Annotated in this window: 14 protein-coding genes; 12 read left to right on the forward strand and 2 right to left on the reverse strand. The window is 74.1% G+C overall.

Features of this window, described 5'->3' with window-relative positions; translation table 11 throughout:
- The first annotated feature begins 173 nt into the window (after positions 1–173).
- Genes H4W80_RS01970 through H4W80_RS01980 form a run of 3 tightly spaced genes read left to right on the forward strand, consistent with a single transcriptional unit; the run spans position 174 to position 3,258 of the window.
- A complete protein-coding gene (locus H4W80_RS01970) occupies positions 174–803 on the forward strand; it encodes a TetR/AcrR family transcriptional regulator (RefSeq protein WP_192783476.1) in 630 nt (209 codons plus the stop codon).
- On the forward strand, positions 800–1,690 hold the full coding sequence (locus H4W80_RS01975) for an ABC transporter ATP-binding protein (RefSeq protein WP_192783477.1): 891 nt from the start codon (positions 800–802) through the stop codon (positions 1,688–1,690). Before H4W80_RS01970 ends, H4W80_RS01975 begins: the two co-directional genes overlap by 4 nt.
- The gene (locus tag H4W80_RS01980) at positions 1,687–3,258 is read left to right on the forward strand and encodes an ABC transporter permease (RefSeq protein WP_192783478.1); all 1,572 of its coding nucleotides are present in this window, start codon (positions 1,687–1,689) and stop codon (positions 3,256–3,258) included. Before H4W80_RS01975 ends, H4W80_RS01980 begins: the two co-directional genes overlap by 4 nt.
- Before the next feature lie 7 nt (positions 3,259–3,265).
- Here H4W80_RS01980 and H4W80_RS01985 read toward each other — a convergent pair whose 3' ends face one another.
- Entirely contained in the window at positions 3,266–3,724 is a 459-nt protein-coding gene (locus H4W80_RS01985) for a hypothetical protein (RefSeq protein ID WP_192783479.1), read from the reverse strand.
- Positions 3,725–3,897: 173 nt separating this feature from the next.
- On the opposite strand from H4W80_RS01985, the gene H4W80_RS01990 reads away from it, so the two are divergent.
- From H4W80_RS01990 to H4W80_RS02000, 3 genes are all read left to right on the forward strand, one after another.
- A complete protein-coding gene (locus tag H4W80_RS01990; RefSeq protein WP_192783480.1) occupies positions 3,898–4,119 on the forward strand; it encodes a hypothetical protein in 222 nt (73 codons plus the stop codon).
- Between the two features lie 72 nt (positions 4,120–4,191).
- Positions 4,192–6,927 carry a helix-turn-helix transcriptional regulator gene (locus H4W80_RS01995; protein WP_192783481.1) on the forward strand — a complete coding sequence of 912 codons (2,736 nt, stop codon included), beginning with the start codon at positions 4,192–4,194 and terminating at the stop codon, positions 6,925–6,927.
- A gap of 3 nt (positions 6,928–6,930) precedes the next feature.
- Positions 6,931–7,818, forward strand: a complete 888-nt coding sequence (locus H4W80_RS02000) for an alpha/beta fold hydrolase (RefSeq protein WP_192783482.1) — start codon at positions 6,931–6,933, stop codon at positions 7,816–7,818.
- On the opposite strand, the gene H4W80_RS02005 is transcribed toward H4W80_RS02000, so the two are convergent.
- Positions 7,808–9,058: an aldehyde dehydrogenase family protein gene (locus H4W80_RS02005; RefSeq protein ID WP_192783483.1), complete on the reverse strand. Its 1,251-nt coding sequence runs from the start codon at positions 9,056–9,058 to the stop codon at positions 7,808–7,810. The two genes, H4W80_RS02000 and H4W80_RS02005, sit on opposite strands and share 11 nt — an antisense overlap.
- A gap of 378 nt (positions 9,059–9,436) precedes the next feature.
- Between H4W80_RS02005 and H4W80_RS02010 the strand changes: the two genes are divergently transcribed.
- From H4W80_RS02010 to H4W80_RS02035, 6 genes are all read left to right on the forward strand, one after another.
- The gene (locus tag H4W80_RS02010) at positions 9,437–10,255 is read left to right on the forward strand and encodes a lipase family protein (protein ID WP_192783484.1); all 819 of its coding nucleotides are present in this window, start codon (positions 9,437–9,439) and stop codon (positions 10,253–10,255) included.
- Between the two features lie 146 nt (positions 10,256–10,401).
- Positions 10,402–10,905: an EF-hand domain-containing protein gene (locus H4W80_RS02015; protein WP_192783485.1), complete on the forward strand. Its 504-nt coding sequence runs from the start codon at positions 10,402–10,404 to the stop codon at positions 10,903–10,905.
- Entirely contained in the window at positions 10,902–12,374 is a 1,473-nt protein-coding gene (locus tag H4W80_RS02020) for a class I adenylate-forming enzyme family protein (RefSeq protein WP_264086051.1), read from the forward strand. Before H4W80_RS02015 ends, H4W80_RS02020 begins: the two co-directional genes overlap by 4 nt.
- A complete protein-coding gene (locus tag H4W80_RS02025) occupies positions 12,361–13,191 on the forward strand; it encodes an SDR family NAD(P)-dependent oxidoreductase (protein WP_192783487.1) in 831 nt (276 codons plus the stop codon). Before H4W80_RS02020 ends, H4W80_RS02025 begins: the two co-directional genes overlap by 14 nt.
- Positions 13,188–14,372, forward strand: a complete 1,185-nt coding sequence (locus tag H4W80_RS02030; protein WP_318786663.1) for an FAD-dependent oxidoreductase — start codon at positions 13,188–13,190, stop codon at positions 14,370–14,372. The genes H4W80_RS02025 and H4W80_RS02030 overlap by 4 nt, the downstream gene beginning before the upstream one ends.
- 24 nt (positions 14,373–14,396) lie before the next feature.
- Positions 14,397–14,924: a hypothetical protein gene (locus H4W80_RS02035; protein WP_192783488.1), complete on the forward strand. Its 528-nt coding sequence runs from the start codon at positions 14,397–14,399 to the stop codon at positions 14,922–14,924.
- The last annotated feature ends 19 nt before the right edge of the window (positions 14,925–14,943 follow it).

Genomic DNA, 14,943 nt, shown 5'->3' on the forward strand with positions numbered 1-14,943 from the left:
GGCGCTGCCGGGGCTGGTGTGGGCTCTGTTGTCCAAGGGAAGGAACACGAAGGCGCCGCCTCTGCTCACGCACTGAAAAGAGGCGGCGCTGTTTCGTTCTCCGCCTCCCGCCGCCTCTGGTTGATGGTTGAACGCTTGCATGGCAACCAATACAAATGTATAGAATGCTGGACGTGCGACCAATTTCTGAAGAGGACCTGACCACGCGTGCCCGCATTCGCGACGCCGCGATGGCGTTGTTCGCCGAGCAGGGGGTCAAGGCCACCACGATCCGCGGGATCGCCGAGGCGGCCAGGGTCTCGCCCGGCCTGGTGCAGCACCACTTCGGCACCAAGGAGGCGCTGAGGCAGGCGTGCGACGAGTACGTCCTCAGCTACGTGCGCGAACAGGTCACCGCCGGCGTCACCGACCGCAACCTGGAGAAGCCCGAATTCATCGAGAACGTCCACCGCACCGCGCCGCCCCTGATGAAGTACCTCGGCCGCGCGCTCGTGGAGGGCTCCCCGGCGGCGGCCACCATGTTCGACGACCTCGTGACCGTGACGGAGCAGCATCTCGCCAACGAGGACCAGCACTCCGAGGCCGACCACCGCGCCCGCGCGACCGTGCTGACGGCGATGAAGCTGGGCATCACGGTGCTGCACGAGCACGTCTCCCGCGCGCTCGGCACGGACCTTTACGCGCCGCAGGGCGCGTTGCGCGTCGGCAAGGCCCAGCTCGACCTGATCAGACCCGAATTCCTCGGCCGCGAGCTGTTCGAACAGGCGCGGACCGGGCTGGAGAAGTTCGAGGGACAACAATGAACGCCGCAGTGCGAGCCGACGGCCTGGTCAAGACCTTCGGCCAGGCAAGGGCCCTGGACGGGCTCGACCTCACCGTCAGGACGGGGGAGGTGCACGGCTTCCTCGGCCCCAACGGCGCGGGCAAGACCACCACGATCCGCATCCTGCTGGGGCAGATGCGCGCCGACGGCGGCCGGATCGAGTTGCTCGGCGGCGACCCGTGGCGCGACGCCACCGAGCTGCACCGAAGGCTCGCCTACGTGCCCGGCGACGTCACCCTGTGGCCCTCGCTGACCGGCGGCGAGGTCATCGACCTGCTGGGCAGGGTGCGCGGCGGCCTCGACCCCCGGCGGCGCGCCGAGCTGCTGGAGCACTTCGAGCTCGACCCGCGCAAGAAGTGCCGCACCTACTCCAAGGGCAACCGGCAGAAGGTGGCGCTGGTGGCCGCCTTCGCCTCCGACGTGGAACTCCTGGTGCTGGACGAGCCGACCTCGGGCCTGGACCCGCTGATGGAGGCGGTCTTCAACGACTGCGTCCTGCGGGAGAAGCGCGACGGCCGCACCGTGCTGCTGTCCAGCCACATCCTGTCGGAGGTCGAGACGCTGTGCGACCGCGTCAGCATCATCCGCACCGGCCGTACCGTCGAGTCCGGCAGCCTGGCCGACCTGCGCCACCTCACCCGCACCTCGGTGACGGCCGAGCTGATCGGGTCCGCGCCGGGGCTGGCCGCGCTGCGCGGCGTACACGACCTGACCGTGGACGGCGCCCGGCTGCGCTGCCAGGTGGACGGCGACGCGCTCACCGCGGTGCTCGCCGAGCTGGCCAGGGCGGGCGTGCGGACGCTGACCACGCAGCCGCCCACGCTGGAGGAGCTGTTCCTGCGGCACTACGAGGGAGCCGCCGCATGACCGGCACCCTGACCCTGATCCGGCTCGTCCTGCGCAGGGACCGCGTGCTGCTGCCGGTGTGGATCGCGATCAGCGCGCTGCTGCCGGCGAGCATCGCCTCCGCCACCAGCGACCTCTACGCCGACCAGGCCGCCCGCGACGCCTTCGCGGCGGCCTCGGCGAGCAACCCCGCGCAGCTGGCCACGCGCGGCCACATCTACGACGCGAGCGTCGGCGGCCTGACCGCCTGGACGCTCGGCTCGTCCCTCGCGCTGATCGGCGGGCTGGTCAGCATCCTGCTGGTGACCAGGCACACCAGGGTCGAGGAGGAGACCGGCCGGCGCGAGCTGCTGTCGTCGGGGGTCATCGGCCGCCACGCCCCGCTGGCCGCCGCGCTCGCGGTCGTGCTGGCCGCCAACCTGCTGCTGGGCCTGCTGTCGGTGATCCCGCTGATCGCGAGCGGCCTGCCCGCGGGTTCCTCGCTGCTGTTCGGGCTGTCCACCGCGGGGGGCGGCTGGGCGTTCGCGGCCGTGGCCGCCGTCACCGCGCAGCTCACCGCGTCATCCGGTACGGCGCGCGGCATCGCGATCGCCGTCGGCGGCCTGCTGTTCGCGCTGCGTTCGCTGGCCGACACCGGCGGCATCGGCTGGCTGGCGTGGCTGACGCCGTTCGGCTGGGTCCGGCTGACCAAGCCCTACGCCGGTGACCAGTGGTGGGTGCTGGGGCTGATCGCGGTGGCCGTGGCCGCCGCGGCGACGGCCGCCTTCGCCCTGTCCACCCGGCGCGACGTGGCCGGCGGCCTGGTGCCCATCCGCCAGGGGCCCGCCACCGGAGGGCTGCCGGGCGCGTTCGGCCTGGCCGGGCGGCTGCACCGGGGGACGGTCGCGGGCTTCGCGATCGGGTTCGGCCTGCTGGGGGCGCTGCTCGGCGTGTCGGCGCGCGGCCTGGACACCCAGCTGGACACGCCGCAGTTCCAGGAGCTGGCCGCGACCGTCGGCGGCGCGGGCGCCCGCATCTCGGACGTGTTCTTCACGTTCGTGATGTACGTGCTCAGCCAGCTCGTCACAGGCGCGGCCCTGGTGTCGGCGCTGCGCGCCCGGAGCGAGGAGGCGGCGGGCCGGGCCGAACTCCTGCTGTCCACCCCCGTCGGCCGGCTGCGCTGGGCGCTGAGCCACCTGATGTTCGCCGTCGTGAGCCCGGTGTTGCTGCTGGCCGTGCTGGGCGCGGCGGCGGGGCTCACCTACGACGGCGACGTGGCCCGCGTCGCCGGGGCCACGCTGGCGTACCTGCCCGCGGTCTGGACCGTGGTCGGGATCGCGACGCTGCTGTTCGGCCTGCTGCCCCGGCTGGCCGCGGCCGTGAGCTGGACCGCGCTCGGCCTCTTCCTGGTCGTGGACCTGCTGGCGGAGTTCAAGCTGGCCACCGGGGTCGTCCTGAACCTGTCGCCGTTCGTGCACGTGCCGGCGATGCTGCTGGGCGGCTCCTCGTCGGCGGTGGCGCCGCTGCTGGGGCTGACCGCGGTGGCCGTCGCCCTGGCCGGGGCGGGGCTGGCGTTCCTGCGCCGCCGCAACCTGGTGCCCTCCGCCTGATCCCCGCTCAGGACTCCGCCGCGCCCTGGCCGGCCCTGGCGGTCGCGGCGGCGTGCTCCTCGGCGGTCATGCCGAGGTGGGGGTGGCTCTGGTGGAGGTCGTGCTGGTCGTCGGCCCACTGCCGGTAGGCCCGCCGGACGGCCGGCTCGTCGGAGTCGACGATCCGCGCGATGTCGGCCCAGGTGGCCCCCGCCTCGAGTGCGTGATGGACGTGGGCGGGATGGCGTACGGTGCGCGCGATGCACTCCGCCAGCGCCAGCAGCTCGAGGTGCTCGGCCACGGTGAGCGCGGGCCGGTCGCCGGCGCCGTGCCGAGCGGGGTCGTAGATGCCCCGGGTCACCAGCTCGACCCGGGCGCGAGCCGCCGCGTCCTTGGCGGCCAGCGCGTCGTAGCGCTCCAGCTGCCGGCTGACGGGCATGTCGAAGCGGGCGTCGCGCCAGGACGTGATGGGCTCGGACGTGGTCATGACGACTTCTCCAGGGCGGTCGGGGTGCCGGTTTTCGGGGCGTCTCAAGTACACACCATTCCTGGGACAGGACGCGGCGGCGAGTATTGTCGGTGGCGTCGGGCAGGGTAGGTCCGTGCCCGAGACGGTCTCTCGGGCACACCGTGTACACGAGGACCTTCGGAAGGGCTTTCATGACAGCCGACCAGCCGCTCACCTGCTCCACGTGCCAGGGCGTGATCGTCGGGGCGCATGACAGCGCCTATACGCCCGCCCGCGGCCGGCTGATCGTCGCCAACGGCTACTGCCGGGGACAGTGCTCCGGCACCTCGCCCGAGCCAGCGCGCGACCAGCCTGCCGAGAGCACGGCATCCGCACCCTCCGGCCAGCCGGCGCCCGCGTCCCTCACTCCGTGAGGCCCGGCGGCGTTTCTCCAGTGAACGCCGGCCCGCCGGGAGTGTCCGGATTTGGGCATACAGTGGGCGCTTGTGCTGTTCGGCAGATCGGCGGAGATCGCCGCCATCGATGATGTGATCTCCCGGGCCCGCGAGGGCGCGGGAGCCGCCCTCGTCCTGCGGGGCGAGGCGGGCGTGGGCAAGACGGCCCTGCTCGACCTGGCGGCCTCCCGGGGCGGGTCCATGCGGGTGCTCAGGACGACCGGTGTCGAGCCCGAGTCGGACCTGGCCTTCGCCGCGCTGCACCAGCTGCTGCGGCCGGTCGCCGGGCTGCTGGACGCGCTGCCGGGGCCGCAGCGCGAGGCGGTGCGCGGGGCGCTCGGCCTGGGCGGGGGCGCGTCCGGGGACCGGTTCCTGCTGGCGGCCGGGGTGCTGTCGTTGCTGGCCGAGGCCGCCGCGCCGGACGGGCTGGTCTGCGTGGTCGACGACTTCCAGTGGGTGGACCGGGCCTCGGCGGACGCGCTGCTGTTCGCCGCCAGGCGGCTCCCCACGGAGCGGATCGCGTTGCTGCTGGCCGTGCGCGGTGACGCGCCGGTGAAGGGCGTGCCGCCGCTGCGGCTCGGCGGCCTGCCGGAGCCGGCGGCGGCCGAACTGCTCGACGGCCTGTTGGAACCGGCGGCGGTCGAGCCGCTCGGCGGCCTGCTGGAACCGGCGGCGGCCGAGCTGCTCGACGCCGCGATGCCGCCCGCCGTCAAGCGGGAGCTCGTGGCGGCGACCGGCGGCAACCCGCTGGCCCTGCGCGAGATCGTCCGGCGGTTGGGTCCCGGACAGCTCGCGGGCCGTGAGCCGCTGCCCGATCCGCTGCCCGGCGGCACGCGGTTGTTCGGCGAGCAGGTGGCCGCGCTGCCGGACGACGCCCGGCTGGTGGCCCTGCTCGCGGCCGTGGAGAGCGACCTCGACCTCGTGCTGCGCGCCGCCGCGCGGATGGGCGCGGGCCGGGCGGCGTTGCATGAGCTGGAGGTCGCCGGGCTGGTGCGGGTCGAGGGCGCGTCCGTACGATTCCGCCACCCCCTCATCCGCTCGGCCGTGCATGAGGCCGCGGCGCCGGCGTCCCGCCGGGCGGCGCACGAGGCGCTGGCCGCGCTCTCCGAAGGGGACCGCCGCGCCTGGCACCTGGCGGCGGCCGCGCTCGGCCAGGACGAGAGCGTCGCCGCCGCCCTCGCCGAGACCGCCGCCCGGGCCCGCGACCGCGGCGGGTACGGCGACGCCGCCACCGCCCTGGCCAGGGCCGCCGAGCTGACCCCCGCGCCGCGCACGCGGGCGGTCAGGCTCAAGGACGCGGCCACGGCCGCCTGGCTCGGCGGCCGTCCGGGGCAGGCGGAGTCCCTGCTGGCCGAGGCCCGCGACCACGCGGGCGGGGACCGCGCGCTGGAGATGGAGATCGCCCAGCTGCGGGGCAGGTTCGAGCTGAACTCCGGCAGCGCCGCCGAGGCGGTGCGGATCCTGGCCGCGGGCGACAGCCTGGACATGCTGGCCGACGCCGCCGAGGCGGCCTCGTACGTGGGCGACACCGCCGCCATCGCCGAGCTCGGGCGGCGGGCGGCGGCCTTCCCCGAGGGGTTCCTGCGCGACGTGCTGGCCGGCATCGGCCTGATGCTCTCTGACGGCACCGGGCACGAGCTGCTCAGGCGGGCGCTGGACAGGACCGGGGAGCTGACGGAGGCGGCCGGGTTCCTGTGGGCGACGGCGGCGGCCAGTTACCTGGGCGAGGCCGACCTGGCGGCCGAACTGGCCGCCCGGGCGGGCCGGGTGGCCAGGGTGTCGGGGATGGTGGGGCAGCTGCCGGTCGTGCTGGAGTTCGTGGCCACCGGCGAGCGGATCGCCGGGCGGCTGGCGGAGAGCCAGGCCCTCTCCGAGGAGGGGCTGGAGCTGGCCCGCGAAGCTGGGTACGCCAACACGGTGGCCGCGCACCTGGCCAACCTCGCGGTGCTGGCGGCGCTGCGGGGCGAGGAGGAGACGTGCCGCGGGCACGCCCAGGAGGCGCTGGCCATCGCGATCCCGCACCGGGTGGGCCTGCGCGCGGGCGTGGCCGCGTACGCGCTGGCCATGCTGGACCTGGGGGCGGGCCGCTTCGCGGCGGCGCACGACCGGTTCACCGCGATCGTGGCCGCGGGCCCGGGGGCCGGGCATCCGACGGTGGTGTGGCGCTCGACGCCGGATCGCATCGAGGCGGCCGTGGGCGCGGGCGACCTGGAGGCGGCGCGGGCGGCGCTGGAGGCGTACGAGCGCTGGTCGGCGCAGGCGGGCACCGCGGAGTCGCGCGCCCTGCTGACCCGGTGCCGCGCCCTGGTCGGCGCCGGCCCGGAAAAGGAGCTGCCGGAGAAGGAGCTGGAGGAGGCGCTGCGGCTGCACGCGAACCCGTACGAGGCGGCCAGGACCGGCCTGCTGCTGGGCGAGCGGCTGCGCCGCGCGCACCGGCCGGGCGAGGCGCGGCCGCATCTGCGGGCGGCGCTGGAGACGTTCCGTCGGGCGGGCGCGGAGCCGTGGGCGCGGCGCGCGCACGGCGAGCTGCGGGCGGCGGGCGAGAGCGCCGAGCCCGCCCGCGGCCCGGCGCTGGACGCGCTGACCCCGCAGGAGCTGCGCATCGCGGGCCTGGTCGCCGACGGCCTGTCCAGCAAGGAGATCGCCGCGCAGCTGTTCCTGAGCCCGCGCACGGTCGAGTATCACCTCTACAAGATCTATCCGAAACTGGGCATCGGCACCCGTACTGAACTGGCTCGGCTAGTAGTTCTACAGAAGGCGCCGGTAGCCGGGGGCGGCATGCTCTGAGTCATGCAGAACGTGGAGATCTGGAGTGAAGAGTTCGGCGCCGCTACGGACGAGCCGATCTTGCTGGTGATGGGTTCGATGTCGCAGGGGGTTCTGTGGCCGGATGAGTTCGTGGGCCGGCTGACGGCCGGTGGCCGGCGGGTGGTCCGGTACGACCATCGTGATACCGGCAGGTCGGGCACGGTGGATTTCGAGAAGGAGCCCTACACCTGGGGCGATATCAAGGACGATGTGCTGCGGGTGTTGGACGCGCATGGTCTGGACAGTGCGCATCTGGTGTGTCATTCGGCGGGTGGGTTGCTGGGGCAGTTGATCGCGGTGGAGCGGCCGGAGCGGGTGCGTTCGCTGACCGTTATCGGGTCCTCGCCGCTGGGTGGGGGTGAGGGGATGGTGATCATGCGGGCTTTGATGGGTCAGCCGCAGCCGGAGGGGAGTTTGCCGGAGCCGGTGGCGGAGTTCGTGGCTCACTATCGGGGGTTGATGGCCGCTCCGCCGCCGGTTGATCGGCGTGAGCGGATTGAGGCGATGATCGCGGAGCAGCGGGTGCTGCACGGCACCGCGTTGCCGTTCGATGAGGATGCCGCCCGCCGGTTGCAGGAGCGTATCTTCGATCGGGCCCGGGATCTGGATGCGGTGGTGAACCACCGCCTGGCGGCGATGGCTCGGCCGGATTTCGAGCCGGTGGGTGTGTTGGATCGGGTGAAGGCGCCAACCTTGGTGATCGAGGGTACTCACGAGCCGGCCAAGCCGGGTCATGGTGCGATCATCGCTGGGCAGATCCCGGGGGCGCGGCTGATGATGGTGGAGGGCATGGGGCACACGTTGCCGCCGGAGGTACACGAGGAGCTGGCCGCCGCCATCCTCGCGCACACCTCCGGCGTCAGGACGTGAGCCGCCCGCTCGGCACGACCACGTACTGCCGCAGGTACAGGTCCCGGAAGCTCACCGGGCCGCGCGGGCCGGGCACCCGGTCGATGTTGATGCCGGTCTCCGGCAGCCGCAGCAGCTTGAAGCCGTCGAGGAGCCGGGTGGTGGAGTTCCAGAACACCCCCGAGCCGGCGTAGGCGTCGATGAACTCCGCGGCGGCCACCGGATCCTCGGTCGCGACGGCGGCGGCCAGCCCGGAGGTCTCCTCGTTGGCGATCCGGGCCGCGTCCAGCGGGCCGTCGGCGGCGTCCACGGTCACGGTGGCCGCGCGCTCCAGGTCGAGCGACCACTCGTAGCCGCGCGGGTGGGCGTGCGGGGGCAGGGACGCGCCGATGCCCAGGCGGTCCAGGACCTCCAGGACGCCGGGCAGCCGCTCGTCATAGCAGGACCGGTCGATGAGCAGCAGGTTGAGCCGGTTGCACACGCCCAGCCGGTCGAGGCTGCCGGCGATGAGCCGGTGGACCGTGTCGTCGTCGGCGGACGGGTGGATGTACAGGACGCCGCCGCCGTCGGCGTGCGCGAGGGTGCGCACGCCGTGCCGGGCCGCCTCGCGGCCGAGGTCGCGGGTGCTGTCGCCGCTGCCGCGCAGGATGACCAGCGGGATGAGCTCGGGCAGCGACACCAGCGCGTACGCCGCCGAGCGGTCCTCACTGGGCACCAGCTGGACGGCGTCCGGATCGAGGCCGGCGTCGGCGAGGGCCGGTGCGATCACGTGCTCCACGATGGCCCGGGACGAGCGCAGCGCCGCCGAGCCGGTGCGCAGGACGCCCGCGTTGCGTGACTTGAGGAACTGGGAGGCGATGTCGAGGGTGACGTTGGGGCGCGCCTCGAAGTTCGCGCCGATCACGCCGACGGGACGGCGGCGCTCCAGCAGGGTGAGCTGGTCCGGGCGTTCTTCCAGGACCCGGTCGCGGGGCTCGTGCGGCACGTCGGCCAGGATGCGGAGCTCCGCGGCCATGCCGTCCAGCCGGGCGCCGGTGAGGCGCAGGCGGTCCTGGAGGGCGGGTGACATCCCGGCGGACACGGCTGCGGCGAGATCCTCCTCGTTGGCGGAGGCGAGGGTGTCCCGTGCGGTGCGCAGCCGCTCGGCCATGCCGCGGAGCGCGGTGTCGATGTCGGCGTCCGTCGCGCGTTCGAGAGCCGGGGAGCTCTGTCGGGCCCGGATCGCGCAGGTGCGCACCGCGTCATCGGTGGAGCTGGTCAAGGACGTCCTTTCGCCGGTGGGGCACGGGAGCAAGGTGAAGACGATCGTAGCATTGTTCAACAATCCCCTTATTGAACGCCAACCAGCACCGGCCACCCGCCCTGCCGGGTGAAGGCCGCGGCGGTTCTCCGGGTCCTGGGCACGGCCGGCCGGGTGAGCATCAATCGGAAGAGATTTTCCATGGGCTTGTTTCCCCCGCCCCCGTTTTTCGAGGCGCCGCGCCGGTGCGGCGTCCCGCCTGTGCTGACGAGGGCGTTCCACGCCGTTCCGGCCGGGGACAGGACGGGGGCGCCGGACCGGGCGTGGCACGCGAACCCGTCCGACGCCGCGTGGTAGATGTGAGCTGACATCTCCCCCCACCAGCGGCGAGGGGGACACATGACCACGATCAGCTTCGATCACGCGGCGACCGGCTACAGCCTGGCGCACGCGCGCTGCCTGGCCTACGCCGCCGAGCTGGCCTACCAGGACGAGGAGCGGGTCAGGGCCACGGCGAACGGCTGGGGCTTCGACCGCGTGCTCTCCTTCCGCGTGCCGCACACCCCGCCGTTCCCGCTGGTGGACACGCAGGCCTACATCGCGGCCAACGATCGCATGATGGTCGTGGCGTTCCGCGGCACCCAGCCCGAGGAGCTGCGCGACTGGCTGTCGGACGCCAACACGCTGCTGGCGCCGTACGCGGCCGGGACCGGCATGATCCACGCGGGCTTCTACCGCGCCCTGGACGTCGTGCACCCGGCGATGCTGGACGCGATGGAGAGCTGGCGCGCCGACGGGCAGTCGCTCTGGTTCACCGGGCACAGCCTGGGCGGCGCGCTGGCCATGCTGGCGGCGGCGCGCACCTACTTCGAGGACCCGAGCCTGCTCGCCGACGGCGTCTTCACCTTCGGCCAGCCTCGCACCTGCTGCCCGCTGCTGGCCGCCGCCTACGACAAGGCGTTCCGGGGCCGGATGTTCCGCTTCGTCAACAACAACGACGTCGTGGCCCAGCTCCCGCCACCGCCGCTGTTCCAGCACGTGGCCGAGGAGCGTTACTTCGACGCCAAGGGCAAGCTGCGCGAGAAGCCGTCCCTGGCGGCGGGGCTGGCCGACCGGCTGAAGGGCCGCACCGCCGACCTGCTGGCGCCCGCCGGCGACGGGGTACGCGACCACTTCATCAACGCCTACCTGGCGAACTTCGACGCCAACCTGCGCTGAGCGCGGGCCGCCTCTCGCGACCCGATCAACTACACAGGGTTGCGAGATCGTGGCCCAGGGTAGTTGCAGGATTGTCGACCCCGGATCGGCGGGTCCCCGTTCCTCACCGGCGGACCAGCCGATCACCGACCGAACGGAGAACCCCCATGTCCCTTTCCGCCACGGACCGCCTGCGGCTGCGCTTCGAGCTCCTCGACGTCAACGGCAGCGGCACGCTGACGTCCGCCGACTTCGAGCTCTTCGCCTCGCGCGTCTGCCGCGTGCTGGGCGTGCCCGCCGGCTCCCCCAAGGCCGAGGCGCTGTCGGACGGATGCCGGCGCTTCTGGGAAGGGCTGGCATCCGCCGTCGACCGCGACCACGACGGGCAGGTGACCTTCGAGGAATATCGCTCGTTCTCCCACGCCGACTCCTGGTTCGACCAGCACGGCGAGGCGTACGCGGCGGCGGTGTCCACCGTCTGCGACCTGGACGACGACGGCCTCATCGAGCGCGACCACTTCCTCGGCCTGCACAGCGCCGGGGGGTTCCCGCTGACGTACTCGACGAAGCTCTTCGACGACCTCGACGGCGGCGGCACCGGCCAGGTGAGCACGGGCAGTTTCGCCGAGTTCCTGCGGAAGTTCTACACCAGCGCCGACGACCTGATCTGACGAGCCGATCGCACCGGAGACAGGACCGCGCTCTCATGCTGCTGTGCAGCGATCGCACGGTGAGCCGTGCCGAGTTGACCGCGCTGGCGGACGCACGGGCGGCCAGGCTCGCGGCCTGCGGGATCGGCCGAGGTGATCTCGTCGGGCTGTGCCTGCCCAACGGCTGCGAGTGGGTGGTGACGTACCTGGCGCTGGCCCGGCTCCAGGCGTGCTGCGTGCCGCTCAACGCGGCGTCGGCCGTCGCGGAGATCGCCCACGTCGTCCGCGACTGCGGGATGCGGGCGCTGTTCGTGTCCGCCGATCGGGCCCAGGCTCTGGCGGCGACGTACGCGGACCAGGTGCTGCTCTGCCCGGACGGCCGGATCCCCCGGGACCGCCTGGCACCGGAGCGCGGGCCCGGGCAGGCGGCGCCGGCCGGTGCCGCCTGCCTGGCCTACACCTCGGGAACGACGGGGTCGCCCAAGGGGGTGATCCAGACGCGGCGGGCGGTGCGCGCGGGTGGCGCCAACCTGGCGGCACGCCTGCGCCTCGGGCCGCAGGATCGGGTGGTGACGGCGCTGCCGCTGGCGCACACCTACGGGACGAACGTCATGAACGCGGCGCTGGGCAGCGGCGCGGGCCTGATCCTGCTGGAGCGCTTCGACGCGGCGGAGCTGCTGGCGCGATCGGCCAGGCACGCGGCGACGGTGGTGGCGGGCGTGCCGACGATGTACCGGCGGCTGCTGGCCGAGCCGGAGGGGCGGCCGCCCCGCTCGCTGCGATGCGCTCTTTCGGCCGGCCAATGCGCCGGGGAGGACCTGGCCAGGGCCTGGGAGGAGCGCACCGGCGCCCCCTACGTGGAGGGATGGGGCATGACGGAGCTGGGCGGCATGGCCACGCTGGCCGCGCCGGAGCTGGCCGGCCGCCACGGCACGGCCGGGACGACGCTGCCCGGCGTCCGGCTGCGGGTGGAGGCGGGCGGGCACGTGGCGCCGCCAGGCGCGCCGGGCGAGCTCCAGGTGCACGGCCCGATCGTCACCCCCGGCTACTGGAACGCGCCTCGGCAGACCGCCGCGGCGATCGGCGTGGACGGGTGGCTGCGGACCGGCGACGTCGGCGTCATCACCGCCGACGGGCGCGTCCGGATCGTCGACCGGATCAAGGACGTCGTCCTGTGCGGCGGATATTCGGTGTTCCCGGCCGAGCTCGAACGTGCCATCCGCGGGCATCCGGCGGTTCGTGACGTCGCCGTCGCAGGGGTGCCCGATCCGGTCCTGGGCGAGATCCCGTGCGCGTGGGTGGTGGCGGAGCAGGGGCCCGCCCCCGCATCCGAAGAGATCATCCGGCACTGCCGGACGCTGCTGGCCGCCCACAAGCTGCCGCGCCGGGTGGTTCTCGTCCCCGGCCTGCCGCTCACCGCGACCGGCAAGGTCGACAAGCGTGCCCTGACCTCGACGACCTCCGGAGGGAATCCGCATGTCGCTGAATGACCGGCTCGGGCTGCACGGCCGCACCGCGCTCGTCACCGGGGCCTCGCGGGGCATCGGCGCGGCGGTCGCCCGGATGTTCGCCGCAGCAGGCGCGGACGTGGCCGTGCTGGGGCGCTCCCGCCAGGACCTGGAGGAGGTCGCCGCGGCCGTGCGCTCGCACGGCCGACGGGCAGTGGTGGCCGAGTGCGACGTCACCGACGCGGCCCAGATCGAGACCTCCTGCGCCACCGTCGAGGAGCGGCTCGGCGGGGTGGACCTCCTGGTGAACAACGCGGGCGGGCCCGTCTTCCAGGCGCCGGTGCTGGACGTCCGCGACGACGGCTGGGAACGGGTGCACAACCTCAACCTCACCAGCGCCTTCCGCTTCGTCCGGCGCCTGGCGCCGGCCATGGCCGCACGACGCCAGGGGGTCATCGTCAACGTCGCCTCGATCGCGGTGGCCCGGCCCTGGCCCGAGATCGCCGCCTACGGAGCGGCCAAGGCCGGCCTGCGGCACCTCACCCAGGCCCTCGCGGGCGAGCTCGGGCCCCAGGGGGTGCGGGTGAACGCGGTCAGCCCGGCGTGGATCGACACCGCGGTCAACCGCGCCTACGTCGCCGACCCCGCCCTGTCGCAGTCGGCCCTGGACCTGGTGCCGCTGGGCCGCTGGGCGAGCCCCGACGAGGTCGCGGCAGTGGTGACGTGGCTGGCCTCCCCGGCGGCCTCCTTCGTCACCGGGGCCGACATACCCGTCGACGGAGGCTTCGCGGTGGCCATGCCCTCGCGCGCGCGGGCCGCGCTGAGCAGGGTACGCCCGCCCGAAGGAGCCCGGTCGTGATCGACGGACCGCTCATCGTGGGCGCGGGCCCCGTGGGGCTGTCGGCCGCCCTGCTGGCGCGAGCCCGGGGACTGCCCGCCCACGTGCTGGAACGGCTGCCCGAAACCGAGCCCAAGCCCGGCAGCCGGGCGATCTTCCTGCACCGGCAGACGATCCAGACCCTCGCGTCGGCCTCTCCCGTCCTCGCCGACCACGTGCTGAGGGAGGGCCTGGTGTGGCGGGGACGCCGGACGTACTGGGCGGGGCGAAGGGTCCATCACCGCCGCTACGAACCGGTGCGTCCCAGGCTCGCGCCGTTCGTCAGCCTCCCGCAGCCCCGAGCGGAACGGCTGCTCCGCGAGGCGGCCGTGCGGGCCGGCGTCACCTTCTCCTGGGGCGCGCAGGCCGACGACGTGACCCTCCTGGACACCTCTGTCCTGGTCCGCGCGGCCGACGGCAGGCAGTGGCGCTCCGCGTTCGTCGTCGCGGCGGACGGCGCCGGATCGGTCGTGCGGCGCCGCCTGGGCATCCTGATGGACGGCGACGCCGGCGGCAACGCGTTCGTCGTCGTGGACGTCGCCGACGATCCCGACCGGCCGCTGCCCGCCGAGCGGGTCTTCCACTACCGCCATCCGCGGGCCGCGGGCCGCAACGTGCTCATCATCCCCTTCACCGGCGGCCACCGCGTGGACCTGCAGTGCCGCGCCCGTGACGATCCCGCCGAGCTCGCCGCGGACCCCCGCGCCTGGCTCCGGCCCCTGCTGCCGTCCGGCCACGCCTGCGAGGTCACCTGGTCCTCCCACTACCTGTTCCGCCAGGCGGTCGCGCAGACCTTCACCATGGGCCGGGTCCTGCTGGCGGGGGAGGCCGCGCACCTCTACGCGCCCTTCGGCGCGCGCGGGCTCAACTCCGGCATCGCCGACGCGGCCGCCGCCATCGACGCGATCGTCAACGCAGGCCCCGGCCCCGACGCCGTCCTCGGCGCGCTCGCCGGCTACGACCGGGTGCGGCGGGCCGCCGCCGAACGCAACCGCGCGGCCGCGGGCAAGGCGCTGGCCCACCTGACCGCCGCCGGACCGCACCGCCAGGCCGCGCAGCGGGCCGCCGCCCTCGCCGCCCGGGTGCTGCCCCGCGCCGGGACCTGGCTCGACAGCAAGCCCTACGGGCCGCGCGACGCCGGGATCCCCGGCAGCCTCTACTGAACGTCTGTCCCCCGCGAGGTTCCCATGAAGCCCCGAACGATCACGCCGCGCTCCGCCGGCGCCGAGCTCTTCACCGACCCCCGGACCCGAGCCCTCCTCTCCCACACCGGCAGCACCACCTGCCTGCTCGAACGCCTCCTGGACGAGCGCGTGAACGTCCACACCATGGAGGTGTCCCGCGCGGCCGTGGACCGGACGTGCCCCGAGGCCGCCGCGCCGCTCGGCCTGCCCGCCGCGGCTCCCGTCCTGGTCCGCCGCACCACGCTCGCCGTCGCGCGCCACCAGGTCTCCCGCAACCTCGTCCTGGCCCCGCTCGGCCGGCTGCCCTGGGCCGAGCGGCTGCTGCGCTCGTGCGACACGCCGCTGGGACCACACCTGCCCCAGCCGCACGAGCGCCACCCGCTGGGGCTCGGCCTGGACTCCTGGGGTCCCGGACGCGCCGCCGTCTCCAGGTGGTACCTCGTCATCGACCCCGGCAGCGCCCTGCCGGCCCTGTTCATCCGGGAGACCTTCAACCCGGACCTGTTCGACCCCGCGACGACGCGCCCATGAACGACCGCCCCTGGCCGGC

The sequence above is a fragment of the Nonomuraea angiospora genome (genome assembly GCF_014873145.1).
In the GTDB taxonomy this organism is placed as follows: domain Bacteria; phylum Actinomycetota; class Actinomycetes; order Streptosporangiales; family Streptosporangiaceae; genus Nonomuraea; species Nonomuraea angiospora.

Excerpts from the sequence above, each read along its gene's own strand:
- H4W80_RS01980 (WP_192783478.1), top strand. The coding sequence starts at position 1,687 with ATGACCGGCACCCTGACCCTGATCCGGCTCGTCCTGCGCAGGGACCGC.
- H4W80_RS02010 (WP_192783484.1), top strand. The coding sequence starts at position 9,437 with ATGACCACGATCAGCTTCGATCACGCGGCGACCGGCTACAGCCTGGCG.
- H4W80_RS01990 (WP_192783480.1), top strand. The coding sequence starts at position 3,898 with ATGACAGCCGACCAGCCGCTCACCTGCTCCACGTGCCAGGGCGTGATC.
- H4W80_RS02035 (WP_192783488.1), top strand. The coding sequence starts at position 14,397 with ATGAAGCCCCGAACGATCACGCCGCGCTCCGCCGGCGCCGAGCTCTTC.
- H4W80_RS02015 (WP_192783485.1), top strand. The coding sequence starts at position 10,402 with ATGTCCCTTTCCGCCACGGACCGCCTGCGGCTGCGCTTCGAGCTCCTC.
- H4W80_RS02025 (WP_192783487.1), top strand. The coding sequence starts at position 12,361 with ATGTCGCTGAATGACCGGCTCGGGCTGCACGGCCGCACCGCGCTCGTC.
- H4W80_RS01985 (WP_192783479.1), bottom strand. The coding sequence starts at position 3,724 with ATGACCACGTCCGAGCCCATCACGTCCTGGCGCGACGCCCGCTTCGAC.
- H4W80_RS02000 (WP_192783482.1), top strand. The coding sequence starts at position 6,931 with ATGCAGAACGTGGAGATCTGGAGTGAAGAGTTCGGCGCCGCTACGGAC.
- H4W80_RS01975 (WP_192783477.1), top strand. The coding sequence starts at position 800 with ATGAACGCCGCAGTGCGAGCCGACGGCCTGGTCAAGACCTTCGGCCAG.